This window comes from Caulobacter sp. GW822-FHT07D08 (assembly GCF_058798735.1).
The window spans coordinates 1-16,688 of the sequence record NZ_JBXAKU010000033.1 but is presented as its reverse complement, the minus strand read 5'-3'; the positions used below and the strand labels follow the sequence as shown (position 1 = coordinate 16,688).

At 66.3% G+C, this 16,688-nt stretch carries 17 protein-coding genes; 10 read left to right on the top strand and 7 right to left on the bottom strand.

Annotated features, from left to right (window positions below):
• Positions 1-324: 324 nt before the first annotated feature.
• The 3 genes from AC1RJ9_RS27680 (at position 325) to AC1RJ9_RS27670 (ending at position 3,653) form a co-directional block, all read left to right on the top strand.
• A complete protein-coding gene (locus tag AC1RJ9_RS27680; RefSeq protein WP_492841820.1) occupies positions 325-1,620 on the top strand; it encodes a dicarboxylate/amino acid:cation symporter in 1,296 nt (431 codons plus the stop codon).
• Between the two features lie 332 nt (positions 1,621-1,952).
• On the top strand, positions 1,953-2,852 hold the full coding sequence (locus AC1RJ9_RS27675) for an SDR family oxidoreductase (RefSeq protein ID WP_492841822.1): 900 nt from the start codon (positions 1,953-1,955) through the stop codon (positions 2,850-2,852).
• A gap of 75 nt (positions 2,853-2,927) precedes the next feature.
• The gene (locus AC1RJ9_RS27670) at positions 2,928-3,653 is read left to right on the top strand and encodes a DUF72 domain-containing protein (RefSeq protein ID WP_492841824.1); all 726 of its coding nucleotides are present in this window, start codon (positions 2,928-2,930) and stop codon (positions 3,651-3,653) included.
• Positions 3,654-3,862: 209 nt separating this feature from the next.
• On the opposite strand, the gene AC1RJ9_RS27665 is transcribed toward AC1RJ9_RS27670, so the two are convergent.
• Genes AC1RJ9_RS27665 through AC1RJ9_RS27655 form a run of 3 tightly spaced genes read right to left on the bottom strand, consistent with a single transcriptional unit; the run spans position 3,863 to position 6,461 of the window.
• Positions 3,863-4,654: an SDR family NAD(P)-dependent oxidoreductase gene (locus tag AC1RJ9_RS27665; protein ID WP_492841826.1), complete on the bottom strand. Its 792-nt coding sequence runs from the start codon at positions 4,652-4,654 to the stop codon at positions 3,863-3,865.
• Positions 4,654-5,844 (bottom strand): zinc-dependent alcohol dehydrogenase, encoded by a 1,191-nt coding sequence (locus AC1RJ9_RS27660; RefSeq protein WP_492841828.1) that lies wholly within the window; start codon positions 5,842-5,844, stop codon positions 4,654-4,656. The genes AC1RJ9_RS27665 and AC1RJ9_RS27660 overlap by 1 nt, the downstream gene beginning before the upstream one ends.
• A 29-nt stretch (positions 5,845-5,873) precedes the next feature.
• Entirely contained in the window at positions 5,874-6,461 is a 588-nt protein-coding gene (locus tag AC1RJ9_RS27655; RefSeq protein WP_492841830.1) for an SRPBCC family protein, read from the bottom strand.
• Positions 6,462-6,750: 289 nt separating this feature from the next.
• Between AC1RJ9_RS27655 and AC1RJ9_RS27650 the strand changes: the two genes are divergently transcribed.
• From AC1RJ9_RS27650 to AC1RJ9_RS27625, 6 genes are read left to right on the top strand one after another with little or no spacing between them, the layout of a single operon-like run.
• Positions 6,751-7,683 carry an iron-containing redox enzyme family protein gene (locus AC1RJ9_RS27650; RefSeq protein ID WP_492841832.1) on the top strand — a complete coding sequence of 311 codons (933 nt, stop codon included), beginning with the start codon at positions 6,751-6,753 and terminating at the stop codon, positions 7,681-7,683.
• 5 nt (positions 7,684-7,688) lie between these two features.
• Positions 7,689-7,922: a hypothetical protein gene (locus AC1RJ9_RS27645; protein WP_492841834.1), complete on the top strand. Its 234-nt coding sequence runs from the start codon at positions 7,689-7,691 to the stop codon at positions 7,920-7,922.
• Positions 7,919-8,194, top strand: a complete 276-nt coding sequence (locus AC1RJ9_RS27640; RefSeq protein ID WP_492841836.1) for a hypothetical protein — start codon at positions 7,919-7,921, stop codon at positions 8,192-8,194. The genes AC1RJ9_RS27645 and AC1RJ9_RS27640 overlap by 4 nt, the downstream gene beginning before the upstream one ends.
• 4 nt (positions 8,195-8,198) lie before the next feature.
• Entirely contained in the window at positions 8,199-10,937 is a 2,739-nt protein-coding gene (cphA, locus tag AC1RJ9_RS27635) for a cyanophycin synthetase (protein ID WP_492841838.1), read from the top strand.
• A complete protein-coding gene (locus AC1RJ9_RS27630) occupies positions 10,930-11,805 on the top strand; it encodes an isoaspartyl peptidase/L-asparaginase family protein (RefSeq protein WP_492841840.1) in 876 nt (291 codons plus the stop codon). The genes cphA and AC1RJ9_RS27630 overlap by 8 nt, the downstream gene beginning before the upstream one ends.
• Positions 11,802-12,632: a cyanophycinase gene (locus AC1RJ9_RS27625; RefSeq protein ID WP_492841842.1), complete on the top strand. Its 831-nt coding sequence runs from the start codon at positions 11,802-11,804 to the stop codon at positions 12,630-12,632. The genes AC1RJ9_RS27630 and AC1RJ9_RS27625 overlap by 4 nt, the downstream gene beginning before the upstream one ends.
• Here the strand turns inward: AC1RJ9_RS27625 and AC1RJ9_RS27620 are convergent.
• Entirely contained in the window at positions 12,629-13,591 is a 963-nt protein-coding gene (locus tag AC1RJ9_RS27620) for a methyltransferase (RefSeq protein ID WP_492841844.1), read from the bottom strand. The genes AC1RJ9_RS27625 and AC1RJ9_RS27620 overlap by 4 nt on opposite strands.
• Positions 13,592-13,747: 156 nt before the next feature.
• Complete coding sequence (locus tag AC1RJ9_RS27615) at positions 13,748-14,500, bottom strand: Crp/Fnr family transcriptional regulator (RefSeq protein ID WP_492841846.1); 753 nt, start codon at positions 14,498-14,500, stop codon at positions 13,748-13,750.
• A gap of 129 nt (positions 14,501-14,629) precedes the next feature.
• On the opposite strand from AC1RJ9_RS27615, the gene AC1RJ9_RS27610 reads away from it, so the two are divergent.
• The gene (locus AC1RJ9_RS27610; protein ID WP_492841848.1) at positions 14,630-14,830 is read left to right on the top strand and encodes a hypothetical protein; all 201 of its coding nucleotides are present in this window, start codon (positions 14,630-14,632) and stop codon (positions 14,828-14,830) included.
• Positions 14,831-15,206: 376 nt separating this feature from the next.
• Here AC1RJ9_RS27610 and AC1RJ9_RS27605 read toward each other — a convergent pair whose 3' ends face one another.
• Positions 15,207-16,001, bottom strand: a complete 795-nt coding sequence (locus tag AC1RJ9_RS27605) for a hypothetical protein (RefSeq protein WP_492841850.1) — start codon at positions 15,999-16,001, stop codon at positions 15,207-15,209.
• 128 nt (positions 16,002-16,129) lie between these two features.
• Complete coding sequence (locus AC1RJ9_RS27600) at positions 16,130-16,546, bottom strand: hypothetical protein (RefSeq protein WP_492841852.1); 417 nt, start codon at positions 16,544-16,546, stop codon at positions 16,130-16,132.
• Positions 16,547-16,688: the final 142 nt, after the last annotated feature.

The window sequence follows — 16,688 nt, the reverse complement described above, 5'->3', positions numbered from 1 at the left end:
CAAACTGATCGAAACCGACGGACACCTTCATCCCCTATAGGCGCCATCCTCGCCGCGGCGCTCACCGGATGGGTACGTTGCGGGCGTGCGCTTTGTCTTCGATAGGGTAAGCTCGCTTGTTGGGCTCTGCGAAATCTTTGTCGGGCAGATTGTCGCGCTTTCCTTCGGTTAGCTTTGTCATCGCCGTATCTCCTCTCTGGGCAAGCGATCAACGCCTCGCCCATCCTCCGGTTCTACGCAGCCTAGAGGCGATGCCCGAATGCTTTGGCTGGAGCCATTGCCTTCCCTCGTCGTTTGGCTTGCTCAACGGAGGGCCGGCAGAAGATGGATCGCTCGCGACGAGGCATGATCACCGGACGATGGAATAATCCGTCCACGCGCATCCTCCTCGGGCTCGTGGTGGGCCTCCTATCCGGGGCGGCCTTAAGCAGAGGTTCATCGCCGACGCGTGATCTTCTGTCGACCATCAGCGCGCCGGTTGGGCAGCTGTGGCTTGACGCCCTGACGATGACGGTCGTGCCGCTTGTATTTGGTCTCCTCGTCACGGGCGTCGGTTCGGCGGCCTCCAGTGCTGCGGCTGGAAGTGTGGCGACGCGTGCGATGCTGTGGTTCGTCGTCCTGCTCGTCGCCGCCTGCGCGTTCAGCGCTGCGCTGACCACCTTGGCGCTGGCCTGGGCCCCGATTCCCAGCGGCGGCGGCTCACTGCGCACGGCAGGCGCGGGCGCGCCGGTGATCGCCGAAGCGGGAGCTTGGTTCAGCGGCATCATACCCGCCAACCCCGTCAAGGCCGCCGCCGAGATGAGCATGGCGCCCTTGGTGGTCTTTGCCCTGTTCTTCGGGTTCGCCGCCAGCCGCATCGACGCGCCGCTACGCCGGTCGCTGACGACGTTCTTCGAAGCCCTGGTGGCGACCATGCTGGTGATCGTCCGCTGGGTGCTGCTCGCCGGCCCTGTCGGCGTTTTGGCGCTGGGATTTGGGGTGGGCTTGAAGATGGGCTTGGGCGCGGCCGGCGCGCTCGCGCACTACGTCCTAATCGTGGTCGCCGCCTGCCTTTCAATCACCTTGTCGGCCTATGTCCTGGTCGCGCTAGCAGGACGTATCTCTCCTCTCACCTTCGCCAAGGCCGCTTTGCCGGTCCAGGCCGTGGCCCTGGGCACGCAATCCTCGCTGGCCTGCCTTCCGGCGATGATCACCGCGACGGGGGCCCTGCGCACATCACCAGGAACATCGGAAGTCGTCCTTCCGCTTGCGGTGTCGATCTTTCGCGCCGCGAGCGCCGCGGCGAACATCGCCGTGGCCGTCTACCTGGCGCATCTTCACGGGGTTGCCCTGGCGCCCATCACCCTGGGCGTGGGTGTCTTGGTGGCGGCGGCGGTGAGTCTGGCGGCTGTCGGTCTCCCGGCCCAGGTGTCGTTCTTCGCGACGATCGGTCCGGTCTGCCTAGCCATGGGCGCGCCGCTGACCGCCCTGCCCGTTCTCCTGGCCGTCGAGACCGTGCCGGACCTCTTCCGCACCCTGGGCAATGTCACTGCGGATCTGGCTGTGGGGCGCATTGTCGGCCGAGATCGGGTCGCCGCAGACAACGACGAGCCCGAATGGCCCGAGGTCGCGGCCCCCTGATGAGACGCGTCGCCACCGGATTTGTCGGCGATTGAGGCCGCGACAACCTCGGATCGGTTGAGCTTGGCCATATCATCGGACTCCGCATCGATCCGATCGGCTAGGTCCGGCCCACTCCTCGAAGCTGGATGATCTTGCCAATTTGCGATCGGCCAATAGCGCCGGACAGCGGCGTCTGTGAACCCAAGCAGCAGCGACGTCTGGCCGATGTTCCCGGTTTCAGCCCGTTGAGAGGCGTTCGCGAAACATCATCGAGGCTGGTCGGCATCGCAGACGGAACAGCAGCCGACCCATCTCGTTTGGGTGCTTGGAACACAACGCGGAGAGGAACCATGAGCCAAGACAGCCGGCTGACGATGCAGGATCCGCGCGAGCAATATCCCAAGCCACCCTTTCCTCCCCAGCCCCAAGCCGCGCCCGGCCTGGCCGCGCGGATGGAGCCTCGCCCCGACCATGGCGAGACCAGCTATCGAGGATCAGGACGCCTGGCAGGACGCATGGCCCTGATCACGGGAGCGGACTCAGGGATCGGCCGCGCCGCCGCCATCGCTTTTGCGCGCGAGGGCGCGGACGTGGCGATCGGTTATCTGCCCAGCGAGGAGTCCGACGCCAAGGAGGTTATCGCCCTGATCGAGGCCGAAGGCCGCAAGGCGATCGCCTTGCCCGGCGACATCAAGGACGAGAGCTTTTGCAAAGACCTTGTTTCCAAGGCGGTCGATGGTCTGGGCGGCCTAGACATCCTGGTCAACAACGCGGGCAAGCAAGTGACCCAACCCGAGATTGAGGACATCTCCAGCGATCAGTTCGACCAGACGCTGAAGACCAATCTCTACGCGATGTTCTGGATCACAAAGGCCGCCGAGCCGCACCTGCCGCCCGGCGCGTCGATCATCAACACGGCTTCGGTCCAGGCCTATGAGCCGTCCGAGGGCCTGCTCGACTATGCGACCACCAAGGCCGGCATCGTCGCCTTCACCAAGGCCCTGGCCAAGCAGATGATCAAGAAGGGTGTTCGGGCCAACGCCGTCGCGCCGGGTCCGTTCTGGACCGTGCTGCAGCCAAGCGGCGGGCAAACCCAAGAGAAGGTTCAGCACTTCGGCGAGCAATCCCAGCTTGGCCGTCCCGGCCAGCCTGTCGAGATCGCGCCGGTCTACGTGCTGTTGGCCTCCCAGGAAGCCAGTTTTATCACCGGGGAAGTTTATGGCGTCACGGGCGGCGCCGGCATCGCTTGATGCGCTGATTTGGAAACGCGTCGGCGGCGCGTCAGCCCTCGAGCGCACGCCGCTTGGCTTTCGGAGGTCGGTTGCATGCAAAACACGCGTGTTGGCTGCTCGGGCTGGGCCTACGACGATTGGCGCGGCGCTTTCTACCCGACAGACGTCAAGCTGAAGGATCGGCTGGCCTACTACGCCACCGTGTTCGACACGACGGAAATCAACGGGAGCTTTTATCGCCTGCCGTCGGCGAAGGCCGTCCGCGCTTGGGCTGACCACGTTCCCGAGGGCTTCGTCTTCGCGTGGAAGGTTTCCCGCTACATCACCCACAACAAAAAGCTGAAGGACTGCAAGGACAGCGTCGATCTGGTGTTTGGCCGGATGGAGCCGCTAGGTCAAAAGGCCGGGCCCGCGCTCGTGCAGCTGCCGCCGATGCTCCATCGCGACGACGAACGTCTCAACCGCTTTCTATCTTGGATGCCCGCAGGGCAACTGGTGACCGTCGAATTTCGCCATCCCAGTTGGTACGAGCCCGCCGTGCTGGACATTCTGCGCAACCACAGCGCGGCGCTTTGTGTCTCCGACCACCACGATGCGCCGTCGCCGTGGGAGACCACGGCGAGTTTCGCCTATGTGCGAGGCCATGGACCAGGCGGCCATTATCACGGACGCTACGGGGCTAGCGCCTTGACCGCATGGGCCGAGTGGGTCGATGAGCGCCGCCAAGCCGGGATGGCGGTGTTCAGCTACTTCGATAACGACGTAAAGAGCGCCGCGCCCAAGGACGCCGCGCTGTTAATCGCGCGTCTATCCCAATAGGCAGAAGCGGCGACGTCTCGTACCGAGCCTGAGGGGCGAGCATCAATCGGCGCCGTTACCCGGATCGGTCGCGTCGGGATCGTGTGTGTGGGTCGTTTTCCTGGTCGGATCCGCCGATGGCGCCAGGGGAGCTTCAAGCCCTCCAGGTTGCGGGGCGGCCGACGTCGGCGTTGGGGAAACCGGCTGCGAGTGGCGCTTGTCCGTCGCCATCACGCTTTACCCGAGCCTGGTTCGGCCATCTTGCGGTGCTGCTCGGCCAGAACGCTCTGCGGGGTCACCGCCGCGACCGCCGCCTGCAGCTTGTTCTTGAAGCCAGCCACGACGTCGCCCTCGCCCTTTTGCATTGCGCGGTAGCCGGTCAGCGCCACGTCGGCCGGATCGGCCTTCTTCGGATCGGCCCCGACCTTGGTGTCCAGCATGTCGGCGCGCTCGAAGAACTCGGTGTCGGTCGGACCCGGCATCAGGCAGCTGACCGAGACGCCGGTGTCCTTCAGCTCGTTGCGCAGCGCCCAGGCGAAGCTATCGAGGAAGGCCTTGGTGCCGTTGTAGACGGCCTGGAACGAGCCCGGCATCAGGCCGGCGATCGAGCCGGTGATCAGGATGCGGCCCCGCTCGCGCTCGCGCATGTCGCGGGCGATATTCTGGATCAGATAGACCGTGCCGGTAACGTTGGTGTCGATCACGAACCGGGCCTCGGCCCAGTCCTGGTCGAGGAAGCCGTGGCCCAGGCCTCGCCCTGCGTTGGCCATTAGGGCGTCGACCTGGCGGCCGCCGATTAGGGCCAGCAGTTCGTCGACGCCTTCAGTGGTCGAGAGATCGACCTGTACGGCGTCAACCTTGCCGCCATGCTGTTCCAGGGCGTCCTTGGCTTCGACGATGGAGGGCTCGTCTGCGGCGATGATCAGGTCATAGCCGTCCTCGGCCGCCAGACGGGCCAGTTCGTAGCCGATGCCGGACGAGGCGCCGGTGACGACGGCAAGGGGGCGAAGATCTTCGATCATCAGGCGGCTTCCTTCTGCCAATCGGGCTTGAGGACGACCTTGGTCACCTCGTTCTGGTCTTCCTTGAACATCTTGTAGCCCTTGGGCGCGTCCTCCAGCGGCAGGCGATGGCTGATCAGGAAGGTGGTGTCGATAACCCCCTCGCCGATCAGGTCGAGTAACGGCCGCAGGTACTTGTGGACGTGAGTCTGGCCGGTGCGGATCTGCAGACCCTTCTCCATCAGGGCTCCGATCGGGATCTTGTCACCCATGCCGCCGTAGACGCCCGGGATAGAGACGCGGCCGCCGGTGCGGCAGGCCATCAGCACTTCGCGCAAAACATGGGCGCGGTCGGTGCCTAGGCGGGTGGCGACCTTAACGGCGTCGATCACGTTGTCGATCGAGAAGCCGTGGCTCTCCATGCCGACCGCGTCGATGCAGGCGTCCGGACCGATGCCGCCGGTCATGGCCATCAAGGCCTCGCGGACCTTGACGTCGTGGTAATTGATCACCTGCGCGCCCATTGACCGGGCGAGTTCCAGACGGTGCGGATGGTGGTCGATGGCGATGACCTTGTGCGCGCCCTGGATCAGGGCGCTCTGAATCGAGAACAGGCCGACCGGACCACAGCCCCAGACCGCCACGGTGTCGCCCGGCTCGATCTGGCAGTTCTCAGCCGCCATCCAGCCCGTGGGCAGGATGTCGGACAGGAACAGCACCTTGTCGTCCTCCAGGCCGTCCGGAATGACCATGGGTCCCACGTCGCTGTAAGGGACCCGCACATATTCGGCCTGCCCGCCGGCATAGCCGCCCGTCATGTGCGAATAACCGAATAGGCCGGTCATCGCCGTGCCGTAGGCGATCTCGCCCAGGTCCTGCGTCTCGGCCGGGTTGGAGTTCTCGCAGCCCGAGAACTGCTGCTTTTCGCAATGGAAGCACTTGCCGCAGGCGATCACGAACGGGACGACGACGCGCTGACCCTTCTGTAGCGTCGAACCGGGGCCGGTCTCGACGACCTCTCCCATGAACTCGTGGCCCAGGATGTCGCCCTTCTCCATCGAGGGGATCATGCTGTCGTAGAGGTGCAGGTCCGAGCCGCAGATGGCGGTCGAGGTGATCTTGATGATCGCGTCGCGGGGATTGACGATCTTGGGGTCCGGCACGGTGTCCATACGGACGTCGTGTTTGCCGTGCCAAGTCAGGGCGCGCATGGGCGTCTCCGTCTAGAATTTGTGTTGGATCAGCCTTGCGGCGCGGCGTCAGGGGTCTTGGCGGTGGAAATCTCGCCGGTCTCCATCAGCTGCTTGAAGCGGCGCAGCTCGCGGCGCGCCTGGATCTTCGGCTCCTTCTGGAAGAGCTTGGCGATCAGCTTGCCGAGATCGCCGCCCGGCGGCTCGTAAACGATGGTGGCGGTGACTTCCGTGCCGCGTCCGGGCGGGCCGTCCTTGAACTCGACGCGGCCGGCGTTCTTGATGTCGGCGCCCTCGGCGGACTCCCAGGCCAGCAGCTCGTTCTCGACCTCTTCGGTCAGGATGCTGTCCCACTCCACGGCCTTTCCGGCCGGAGCCTTGACCACCCAATGCGAGCGCCGGTCATCGCCAGGCGTGACGCTCTCGACGTTCTCCATGAACAAGGCCAGGTTCCGGAAATCGCGCCAAAAGGCATAAAGCTCGGCTCGCGGTCGGTTGATGGTCACGGTGCGCCCGACCAGGGCCGCTTCGCGCCAGCCGCGTTCCTCGGCGACCTCGTGGGCGATGTCGCGCTGGTGGACGGCGGCGGTCAGCGGCGCGTCACTCTGAAGCGCGCGGGCGATGGTCTCTTCAGACATCGTCGATCTCCTCAATGCGGCAGATCAACAGCCCTGGGCCGCCCCTTGTTCCGACAGCCAAGGTTGTACCCGACCAACTCATCAAATGAAGAGGTGGCCGGGACCGGACCACGGCTCGGGCCCGGTTTCCGGGGCGTTTGTTGCGCAGGTTTCCCGACATTGGAACGCCGGGCGCACGCCTCCGTTTGAGCTGCTCGCCGCCGAAAAGTGCGGTGCAGGTCAAAACCGGGTGGAGACGATCATGCGCGAGACGCACTCGAACCCATCCCCACTCTGCCGGAGAGCAATCATGTTTGGTGGCGAACGTCTTTCGCGCCTCGGCGCCTTCAGTCCCCAATTTCCCGACGCCGAAGCCCTGCACAAGGGCCTGGCGCACTGGAACCATCGCCGGCTTTCGCCGCGAGAGCCTTCCGAAAGTTGGCGCGACGAAGTCGATGAGGAACGCCGCATGAAGTGTCTCGAAGGCGAGTTCGTCGAAGCTTTCCGCGCGCACATCGAGCCGATGGTCGCGCAGGTTCCAACGGACGCCGAGGCCTTCGTCGCCTGGTTTGAGGCGCTAAAGGACCACGGCCCCGGTCAATGGGATCCGCTGTTCGACTGGCTCGAAGGCGCCGCCTCGCTAGAAGACATCAAGTGGTTCCTGACCCAGGAGGCGGCCGGCGAGGCTGGCTTTGACGACCTGGTCGCCCTGACCCAAGTCAAGATCCCCGACCGCGCCAAGCTGGAACTGGCTCGCAACTACTGGGACGAGATGGGCCGGGGCAGCGCCAAGGGCATGCACGGCCCGATGCTGGAGCGCACCACCGCTACCCTGGGCCTCTCGCCAACGATCGGCGCCACGCTCTGGCAGTCGCTGTGCTTGGCCAACACCATGACGGCGTTCGCCACGACACGGCGGTATGCCTGGCACTCGATTGGCGCCCTGGGCGTGGTCGAGCTGACCGCCCCGACCCGCGTGGCCTGTGTCGATGCCGGCCTCAAGCGCGTGGGCGTTTCGCCCGAGGCCCGCATGTATTTCGCCCTGCACGCCCATCTCGATGTCGAGCATTCCAAGGCCTGGAACGCCGAAGCGCTGATCCCGCTGGTCGTGGAAGATCCGAGCCGGGCGCGGTTCATCGCCGAGGGCGCGATCATGCGCCTGATCTGCGGTGAGCAGTGCTTCGAGACCTACCGCGCTCATCTGTGGGCCCATACGCACCCGCTCGTCTACGCCGCGGAGTAAACGTCATGACCAGCATTTTCTATGTCTCGCCCTTTGACGGGGGCTGGTGTGTGAAGATCGCCGAAACCGGCGAGATCCTGTTCTTCACGGCGCGACGACAGGCGATCGCCGAGGCGTGGGCCTTGGCGCGGCTTTGGCCAAAGGACGTCAAGGTCAAGGTCAGTGCGCGCCGCGCCCCGGCCCTGACCGAACCCTGGACGCCCGCCGACTTCGCCTATCCTTTGGGCGCGCCAGCATGAGCGCTCCCGACACCCCATCGAACTGGCTCCAGGCCAACCGCAGTGCGAGCGGCCGTGCCGATGGTCACGACGCCATGATCCGCTTCTCGATTTCGCCGACAGGTTCAGGGGCCTGGGCCTGGCGCTGCTACGAGCCGTTGGGCCGCGTCCGCGCCCACGGCCTGGCGGGAACCCGAAAGCTGGCCGCTGCCCTGGTGATCCATCACATCGTCTCGGCGCACGCGGAACGGGCCGCGCCGCCCTCCCTCAGCAACTGCGCAAAGGCGGCTTAAGGTGATGCGCGTTCTTGAAGCGGCGACCTATCGCGGTCCCCATCTCTACGCCAACCAACCGATGATGCGGATCCAGCTCGACCTGGGTGTGCTGGAGGCTTGGCCGACCAACCGGATCGCCGGCTTCACCGACCGACTGCTGGTTTCCCTGCCCGGTCTGGAGGTCCACGGCTGTTCTTACAGGTCGCACGGTGGGCTGCTGCTGCGCATGCGCGAGGGAACGTGGCTGGGCCATGTGATCGAACACGTCGCCCTCGAACTGCAGAAGCTGGCTGGGGTCGAGGCCGGGCGCGGTAAGACGCGGTCGGTCAAGGGCCGGCCCGGCGTCTACAACATCCTCTACGTCTATGATGGCGAAGGCCTGGGCCGCGCCGCCGGCCGCGCCGCCGTCGAGCTGGTCCACAGCCTGCTGCCGCACGACCTGCAGGGCGTGGTGGGCCTCGACCGGATCGCGCCGCCGGTCGGCGACTTGACCCCGCCGCTGTTCGACCTGAACCGCACGCTGGACCAGCTGCGGACGATCGCCCGGCGCGAGACACTGGGTCCGACCACCCGCTCCCTGGTCAACGAAGCGCGCCGCCGAGGCATCCCAGTGCAGCGCCTGGACGAGCAGAGCCTGGTTCAGCTGGGCTGGGGCGCGCGGCGAAAGCTGATCCGCGCCAGCATCACCGGCCAGACCAGCCACATCGCCGTGATGACCGCGAGCGACAAGTCCCTGACCAAGACCTTGCTGGCGGCGGCCGGCGTTCCCGTTCCGCGTGGCGGCGTCGTGCGCACGCTCGACGAAGCGCTGGCCCAGGCCGCGCGGATCAAGGGACCGGTGGTCCTAAAGCCCCTCGACGGCAATCACGGCCGAGGCGTCAGCCTGGGGCTGGAAACGCCAGAGCAGGTGCGCTGGGGCTACGAGCAGGCGATCAAGCATGGGCGCCGCGTGATCGTCGAAGAACAATATGTCGGCCGCGACTACCGGATCCTGGTGATCGGCGGCCAGATTGCCGCCGTGGCTGAGCGGGTGCCGGCCCGGGTGATCGGTGATGGCGCCAGCACCGTGGCCCAGTTGATCGAGACGGTGAATCGCGATCCCCGGCGCGGGATCGGCCACGAACAGGTCATGACCCGGATCGTCGTCGACGAGCAGGTCCGCGAGATGCTGGCCCGGGCCAATCTTTCGCTGGAGGCCGTGCCCGCGCGTGGGGCCGTGGTCACTTTGCGCGCCACCGCCAACCTCTCGACCGGCGGCGTCGCGATCGATCGCACCGACGTCATCCATCCCGACAACGCCGCCATCGCCCGCCGCGCCGCCCTGACCGTGGGGCTCGACGTGGCCGGCATCGACTTCATGGCCCCCGATATCACCCGGTCGGTCCGCGAGACCGGCGGCGGCATCGTCGAGATCAATGCCGCGCCCGGTTTCCGCATGCACCTGGAGCCGTCCGAGGGCCAGCCGCGCGACGTGGCCAAGGCCGTGGTCGCCGACCTTTTCCCGCCGGGGACCCGCAGCCGCATCCCGATTGTCGCGGTGACCGGCACCAACGGCAAGTCGACCGTCGTGCGCATGGTCGCCCGCATCGCCCGCGAGATGGGCAAAACGGTGGGCCTGACCAACACCACCGGCGTCTACGTCAATGACGAGCGGGTGCTGGAGGCCGACGCCAGCGGCCCCAAGAGCGCCCGCATGGTGCTGCGCGACCCGACGGTCGATCTGGCGGTGCTGGAGACCGCGCGCGGCGGCATGCTGCGCGAGGGCCTGGCCTTCGACCGCTGCGACGTGGGCGTCGTCCTGAACGTCACCGCCGACCATCTGGGCTTGAAGGGCGTCGAAACGCTGGAGGACCTGGCCTTGGTCAAGTCGATCGTCACAGAAGCGGTCTCGCGGCGCGGCGTCAGCGTCCTCAATGGCGACGATCCCCTGACCCTGCGAATGGCCAAGCACGCCGGCGGTCGCATCGCCTATTTCACCCTCAGCGGCGGCTTCGAAGACTTAAGCTCCTTCCTGCAAAAACACGTGGCCGAAGGCGGGCTGCTCGCCGCGCGCGAAGCCTCGGTGCGCGGCGGTGAATTGGTGCTCTACGACAAGGGCCGGCGCATCCCGGTGATCCACGCCGACGAGATCCCCGCCACGCTGAACGGCATGGCCCGGTTCAATGTCGCCAACGCCCTGGCCGCGCTCGCCGCCGGCCACGGCCTGGGCGCCAGTCCCGCGCAGATGGCCAAGGCACTGCGCGCCTTCACCTCGTCGCATGCGGAGAATCCGGGTCGGTTCAACGTCCATGACGCCCACGGCTTTCGGGTCATCGTCGATTACGCCCACAACCCGGGCGCCATGCGGGCCATGGGCGACCTTGTCGCCAAGCTGCGGCCGACCGTCGGCCGGGTGATCGGCGTGGTCAGCATCCCTGGGGACCGGCGCGACGAGGACATCCTGGAGATGGGCGCGATCGCCGCGGAAATGTTCGACGATCTGATCTTCCGCGAGCTTCCGGACGGACGCGGGCGCCCGACCGGATCGGTGCTGTCGCTGCTGACGAAGGGGGCGCTCGAGGCCGGTTTCCGGGCCGATCGCCTGCATCGCATATTCAGCGAAGAGCGCTCGGTCGATTCGGCGCTTCGGATGGCCAAACCCGACGATCTGGTCTTGGTCTTCCCGACCGCGGTCGAGGCGGTCTGGAAGCAAGTCTTGGCGTTCCAACCATCGGCCAACGCTCCCGCCCTCAACACCGAGGATGGCGTGGTCCATGTCTGAGGCGCGCTGGGCCATCATCGTGCACGGCGGCGCAAAGGACATTCCGCCGGGCTTGGAGCAGGTACATCGCGACGGCTGCCTGCTGGCGCTGTCGGTCGGCCAGGCAATCCTTGAAGCCGGCGGTAGCGCCCTAGACGCCGTGGAGATGGCGGTGCGCGCCCTGGAGGACGATCCGACGTTCAACGCTGGCCACGGCGCGGTGCTGAACGCCCGAGGTGAGGTCGAACTCGACGCGGCGATCATGGATGGCGCGACCCTGGACGTCGGCGGCGTCGCGGCGGTCAAGACCTTGCGCCACCCGATCTCCGTCGCCGCCGCAATGCTGTCCCAGACGCCGGTGCTGCTCGTCGGCGAAGGCGCTGAATGCTTCGCGCGTGAGCATGAGGCCGAATTGTGCGCGCCAGCCGACCTGATGGTCGAGCGCCCTGAGGATCCCGGCTGCGACACGGTCGGATGCGTGGCGCTGGATCGCCACGGCAATATCGCCGCCGCAACCTCGACAGGCGGCCTGACCGGCAGTCATCCGGGGCGGGTCGGCGACAGCCCCCTGCCCGGCTGCGGCCTCTATGCCGACAACATCGTCGGCGGGGTCTCGCTGTCGGGCGACGGCGAGAGCCTGATCCGCACGACATTGGCCGCCCGCCTGATGCACTGCCTGGAAGCCATGCCGCCGGGCGCCGCGATCGAGGCGGCGCTGACCTATCTCGCTCGGGTTGGCGGCCATGCGGGACTGATCGTCATCGACACCGAAGGCCGTGTGGACTGGGGCCACAACAGCGCCCAGTTCGCCGTCGCCCACGCCCGCGCAGGCCAACCCGCCCGCGCCTTCGTCAATCGGGCGCAAGACGTTCAGGAAGCCTGGCCATGACCACCGCGTCCACCACCGAAGGCCCGCTGATCATCATCGGGGGGCACGAGGACAAGGCGGGGGCCAAGATCATCCTCAAGGCCGTCGCCGAGCGCCTGAACGGCGGCCGGCTGGTTGTCGCCACCATCGCCTCGCACGAGCCGGAAGGCTATTTCGAAACCTATCAGAAGGCCTTCGCGTCCCTGGGCGTCACCGACCTGGTCGAGCTCTATATCGAAGACCGCGCCGAGACCCACGATGCTGCCAAGCTGGCCCTGCTGGACGGCGCGGCCGGCGTGTTCTTCTCAGGTGGCGACCAGCTGCGGATCAGCAGCCAGATCGGCGACACGCCGATCGAGGCGCGCATCCGCGAGATCTGGCGAGCCGGCGGCGTCCTGGCCGGGACCTCCGCCGGCGCCTCGGTGATGAGCGACACCATGATGGTCCGCGGCGCCAGCGCCGAGACCCATCGCATCGGCGACCTGCAGATGGCGCCGGGCTTGGGGCTGGTGCGCGACACGATTATTGATCAGCACTTCGCCGAGCGCGGCCGCATCGGGCGGCTCCTGGGCGCGGTGGCGCAGAGCCCGCGGGTGTTGGGCGTCGGCATCGACGAGGACACCGCCATCGTCTTGCAGGGGGACGACTTCACGGTGATTGGCGGCGGCGCGGTCTATGTCGTCGACGCCGAGGGCGCGAGCGCCTCCAACATCGCCGAGGCCAAGACCGAAAGGGCCCTGTCGATCTTTGACGTCCGCCTGCACGTTTTGGCCAGCGGCGATGGCTTGAACCTGACGACCCGGCGGCCGCACGGCCAGCCAACCCCGCCCGCCCCTTCCGTCGGCTAGCCGTTGCGTTGGATCACCGCCCCCACCGCGGCGATACGCTCGACATCCGCATAGGCCTCGCGCCGCAGCTCGCCGCCGAAGATGTCGGGATCGAGTTCCTCATAGGTCAGACGATGGGCCGATCCCGCCACCAGGCCATCCAGCGCAACACGAAAGGCGTCAGTCCCGCCGTCGAGGATGGCGCTGCCGGTATAGAGCACGAACTTTCCACCCGGGCTCAGCCGCCCCAGCGCCTGTCCGGCCCAGTCCAGCGACAGGCGCGCGCCGTGCATGTCGCCGCCGTCCTTATAGGTGCGCCCCGACTGGCCCGCGACGTAAGGCGGATTGGCGACGATCAGATCATAGGGCCCGTGCAGACCCGCCATGCCGTTGCTGATCCGTGTTTCAGCCACCACGCCGGCATAGGCGGCGTTGATGGCCGCCAGCTCGAGCGCCTGGGTGTTGACGTCCCCCAGCACCAGCCGCGCCGCTGGATGCAGCCGGGCGGCCGCCAGTCCGCCGACCCCGGCGCCGCAGCCGATCTCAGCGATCGACAGGACGCCGTCGTGGCGGGCCGATTGCGCGATGAAACGCGCGAAGCGATAGGAGTCAGGCCCCAGGAACACCGCGTCGCTCGCCTTGGCCGGAAAGGCAGAATGCAGGAACAGTATGTCGGCCAGGCGTGACACCCGCACGCGGCTCCTGAACCAGTCGCCCTCCTGATCCAGCGCGTCCGCCGCCCGCAAGAGCTCGAACAACGCCGGGTTCAGGGCATGACGCTCGAAGGCCTGGCTCCAGCCGAAGATGGCTCGCAAGGGCGAGCCTCGCGACAGACCGCGTTCGACCGCGCGCCGTCCTACCGACGGTGTGGGCGTGACAAAGTCATAGGCCTCGGCGTCAAGGTGAGCCAGCAGAGCCTCCAGCGCCTTGGCCCGCCCAGGCACGCGCGCCTCGTTCGCCGCCTCATCCCGCAAAGCCATTCGACACTCCAAAACCAGACGCCGACGAAACAGGACCCGAAGGTCGCGCAGCCGGCGCAAGCCTAATAAGGTCAAGCTCGCCTTTTGGGTTCCGAGCCCGTTGAGCGCGCTACGGCTCGCTTGCGACAACGCGCAATTTTGGAGGACGCAAGCCCGTCAGACCGCATCGCGATGCAGTCGAAGATAGACCGGATCGAACGCCCCCAGACGGACCAGGGCGGGCCAGTCCTTGATGGTCACCTGGCCGCCCTTCCATTCCAGGAGCCCCTGGCGTCGAAGCTCCATCAGCACGCGGTTGACGTGGACCTGGGTCAAGCCGAGCACGTCGCCCAGATCGGCCTGGGTGATGGGCAGGCCAAATCTTTGGTCGCTGGCCAGGGCCGCCGCCTCCAGGCGGCAATAGAGTTCGCAAACGAGATGGGCCATGCGGCTGGCTGCATTCTGCTGGCCCATGGTCACCAGCCATTGACGGTGGATGGCGCCGTCGACCACGGTCTCCAGCCAGAGAAGCCGGGTCAGGTGCGCGGCCGTCTCGGTCAGGCGACGCAGATCGTCATGCGCCGCCGGCGCAACCACACAGTCGGCCAGGGCGATGACGCCATGATCCATCTGGCGCATGAGCAAGCTGTGGAGATCGACGAAGTCGCCGGGCACGTTGATCTCGGTCAGCTGGCGCCCGCCGTTCGGCGTCAGGGTGAAGCGGGCGCATAGGCCGCTCACCAGGAACGTGCTGAAATTGGGACGGTCGCCCGGTTCGATCAGCAGCTTGCCGGCGGCCACGGCGCGGACGGGCCCAAGCACGGTGGAAAGCGCTTGACGCTCGGCCGGCGAGATCGTGTCGCGACGCGCCATCTTTTCGATCAGCGGCGCGATTGCCGAGGATGAAGCCAGGGGCTTGTCTGGGAGCAATCGTACCTCTCCGATCTGCGGCCTTGGCGGCCGTTCCCAATGGCCGATCAAAAAATCGGCGCCAATAACCTAGATTAACGCGCACCGCCGTCGATGGCCTTAACCGTTCACGCTCACGCGGAGGTTTTCTTGCTCGCCAGCCTGATCTTTGTCGGCGTCGCCGGTGATCGAACGGCCACGTTCGTCGATATCGACAGCGATGTGGACGAGCCCGTCAAACGCGCGCGCGACCTGTTGGTTGAGCATCGCAGCTGCGAACAGGTCGCGGTCTGGCGCGATGAGCGCTGCATCGGCGTTTTTTCCCGCGCGGCGTTGGATCGGCCTCTGTGAGCCGCCTTCTGATCGCCAGCCTCGATCGGTTCGGGCCGCTTCGCGATGGCGTGCGCGAGCGACTGGCGGCCTCTGGCCAGAGAACAGAAGCCGAGGCGCCAGAAGCCGCCCTTGGCGCACATCCAGAAACGCGACCTTTTGCGTCCGTACTGACGATCGGCGCTAGCCCGTGTCCAGCCTCTCATCCAGCTAGGACGCACTTGCAGAGCTCGGCACAAAACGACCATAGGCTGCAAAATTAGCCACGCCCGCGTGGAGCGACATTTGAGAATGCGCTGCTAAATCCTCAGGTCGGAGGGCCGGAGGTTCCACCCTGGTTCCTCGCGACGTCGAAACGACGCATTGGCTTAGCCGGTCCTGTCGGCCAAGCGGGAAGCTAAGCCTTGAAATCAAGAAGGGACGGAGGAACCGTCGCGCTTCCTTGAGCGTCATCCGCGCTGCGACCGTTGAGCAGTTCGGCGAGCTTGCCCACGTCGAAGGCGGGCTGGTCGCTGAAGAACGCCGCCACCCCGATGTTCAGGAACGGGCTCCCCAGACGCTTCAAGGCCGTCAGCTGTTCATGCTGCGATCGGGCCGCCTCGGGGGAAAGCGTATCGACGTCGACCGGCTTGTCGGAAACCTGCATGCGCGCCGCCAGATTGCTGAGCTCGGCCACGACCTGGCTGGCCGTAGCCGTCGTCGCCTGCATGCGGGCGATGGATGCATAGGCCGAGCCGCGAGGCGCGGGGACGCGCCCCTCCGGTTCGAGCCCCGCCGGATCGTCGGCCTTCAGCCCGAAAACGGATCCCGTTCCGCTCGACGCCGCCCCCCCGACGGCTTCGGCCTTTCGGCCCTCGCCTCCTGGTATCCGGACCGGCGATACATCCGCCAGGTCGTTGTCGACCGGGGGGGATGGGATTCGCCGAATCCGCAGACGCCACAGGCGCCCCGGGCGCTTGGACACCACCGCCTTGTTCTCCGGTGAAGCGCTGTTCGAGCCACCCATATAGGTGTCGAGATCGCCCGTCTTCTCGCCCTTATAGGTCGCGGTGACCCCCATGTACTGGAAGGCATTGATCTTCTTCAGCAGCGAAATCTGGTCAAATTCCGCACTGGCCTGCCTGGACGACATCGCCCCGACATCCTTCGGCTTAGCGCCTTTCGCAGCTTGAGCAGTCAGGTCTTCGAGCATCTTGGCCCGATCAGCCGGGCTTTGCGGAGCCGCCCCACCGACCTCCCCAGCACCTCCTAAGGCTGCCGCAACGGCATCGAGCGAACGATATGGCTGTGCATCGGAGCCAAAGCCGACCGGTCGTACCATCAGGCTTTCAGGTCGATCAGAGAAAGCGGGATCACCATTTTGTTCGGGTCGGCAGTCTTTCCGCGCTCCTGTAGCCAATCGAGGAAGGTTTCCATCGAGTTGGTCTTCTGATCGCCGAACATTGCGTTCACGCTCATGTTGTTGGCCAGCCCGCCATAGCGCAGCACGGCCTTCAGCTGGTCGTATCGACCCTTGGCCTGTTCAGGCGACATCTGCCCGACATCAATGGGCTTGCTGAGATCGCGGACACTGGCGGCGACGCTGCCCGCGTCCGCGACGGTCTGACTCGAACCTCCGTCCGAAACGGACGCATCGCCCGCATCAGACGCGGGAGTCCGCTTGAGCGCGTCCTCGGACGCCGAAGCGACCTCCGGACGGTAGGTCGATGCAAAGGGCGTCAAGCTCGAATACCACATGGTTAACTCCCGATCCCATACGAGGGACAAACTCGCCAAACCTTATGCATCAACCGCGCCATTCAACTAGGCCACAGACCCATAAACGGGATTCCCAAAAAGTGGCGGGGCTGATTCAAACCTTCTGAGACGGGAGGTTTGA

What these genes read in the sequence shown, in the direction of transcription:
- AC1RJ9_RS27670 (WP_492841824.1), top strand. Translation starts at nt 2,928, where the DNA reads ATGCAAAACACGCGTGTTGGCTGCTCGGGCTGGGCCTACGACGATTGG.
- AC1RJ9_RS27620 (WP_492841844.1), bottom strand. Translation starts at nt 13,591, where the DNA reads ATGGCTTTGCGGGATGAGGCGGCGAACGAGGCGCGCGTGCCTGGGCGG.
- cphA (WP_492841838.1), top strand. Translation starts at nt 8,199, where the DNA reads ATGCGCGTTCTTGAAGCGGCGACCTATCGCGGTCCCCATCTCTACGCC.
- AC1RJ9_RS27680 (WP_492841820.1), top strand. Translation starts at nt 325, where the DNA reads ATGGATCGCTCGCGACGAGGCATGATCACCGGACGATGGAATAATCCG.
- AC1RJ9_RS27655 (WP_492841830.1), bottom strand. Translation starts at nt 6,461, where the DNA reads ATGTCTGAAGAGACCATCGCCCGCGCGCTTCAGAGTGACGCGCCGCTG.
- AC1RJ9_RS27650 (WP_492841832.1), top strand. Translation starts at nt 6,751, where the DNA reads ATGTTTGGTGGCGAACGTCTTTCGCGCCTCGGCGCCTTCAGTCCCCAA.
- AC1RJ9_RS27600 (WP_492841852.1), bottom strand. Translation starts at nt 16,546, where the DNA reads ATGTGGTATTCGAGCTTGACGCCCTTTGCATCGACCTACCGTCCGGAG.
- AC1RJ9_RS27630 (WP_492841840.1), top strand. Translation starts at nt 10,930, where the DNA reads ATGTCTGAGGCGCGCTGGGCCATCATCGTGCACGGCGGCGCAAAGGAC.
- AC1RJ9_RS27605 (WP_492841850.1), bottom strand. Translation starts at nt 16,001, where the DNA reads ATGCTCGAAGACCTGACTGCTCAAGCTGCGAAAGGCGCTAAGCCGAAG.
- AC1RJ9_RS27645 (WP_492841834.1), top strand. Translation starts at nt 7,689, where the DNA reads ATGACCAGCATTTTCTATGTCTCGCCCTTTGACGGGGGCTGGTGTGTG.
- AC1RJ9_RS27675 (WP_492841822.1), top strand. Translation starts at nt 1,953, where the DNA reads ATGAGCCAAGACAGCCGGCTGACGATGCAGGATCCGCGCGAGCAATAT.
- AC1RJ9_RS27660 (WP_492841828.1), bottom strand. Translation starts at nt 5,844, where the DNA reads ATGCGCGCCCTGACTTGGCACGGCAAACACGACGTCCGTATGGACACC.
- AC1RJ9_RS27640 (WP_492841836.1), top strand. Translation starts at nt 7,919, where the DNA reads ATGAGCGCTCCCGACACCCCATCGAACTGGCTCCAGGCCAACCGCAGT.
- AC1RJ9_RS27625 (WP_492841842.1), top strand. Translation starts at nt 11,802, where the DNA reads ATGACCACCGCGTCCACCACCGAAGGCCCGCTGATCATCATCGGGGGG.
- AC1RJ9_RS27665 (WP_492841826.1), bottom strand. Translation starts at nt 4,654, where the DNA reads ATGATCGAAGATCTTCGCCCCCTTGCCGTCGTCACCGGCGCCTCGTCC.